The organism is Actinomyces sp. S6-Spd3, from assembly GCF_000758755.1.
Taxonomy (GTDB): domain Bacteria; phylum Actinomycetota; class Actinomycetes; order Actinomycetales; family Actinomycetaceae; genus Pauljensenia.
In genome coordinates, this window is record NZ_JRMV01000039.1 from 1 (window position 1) to 581 (window position 581).

The following is a 581-nucleotide window of genomic DNA, read 5'->3' on the forward strand; positions in this document are numbered from 1 at the left end:
AAGTGGCAAACGAGATGAACACTGACGTCGAGCCCCTGCTCGAAATCAAAGACCTCGAGGTCGCCTTCCAATCTTCCACGGGCATGGTCCCCGCAGTGCGGAAAGCCAACCTCACCATCTACCCCGGCCAGTCCGTTGCCATCGTAGGAGAATCAGGCTCCGGTAAATCCACTACCGCGCATGCCATCATCAACCTCCTGCCCGGCAGCGGCAAGATCGTGGGCGGCTCCATCAAATTCCGCGGTGAAGAACTCACCACTAAGAGCCGTAAAGAGATGGAACGCATTCGCGGACGCCACATCGGCCTTGTTCCGCAAGACCCCATGTCGAACCTCAACCCCGTTTGGAAAATCGGCTTCCAAGTTCGCGAAGCCCTCAAAGCCAACAACGTGGTTAAAGGCTCGCAAATGCACCAGCGAGTCAATGACCTCCTCGCTGAAGCCGGGTTGCCCGACACCGAACGCGTTGCGAAACAGTATCCGCACGAGTTCTCTGGCGGCATGCGCCAACGCGCCCTCATCGCTATCGGCCTGGCCGCTCGTCCCGAGCTACTCATCGCGGATGAGCCGACCTCGGCCCTT

Annotated in this window: 1 protein-coding gene; it reads left to right on the forward strand. The window is 59.2% G+C overall.

The window, feature by feature from the left end; translation table 11 throughout:
• Positions 1-14 precede the first annotated feature (14 nt).
• On the forward strand, positions 15-581 hold a 567-nt coding region (locus HMPREF1627_RS00270), incomplete at its 3' end, for an ABC transporter ATP-binding protein (protein WP_034499858.1).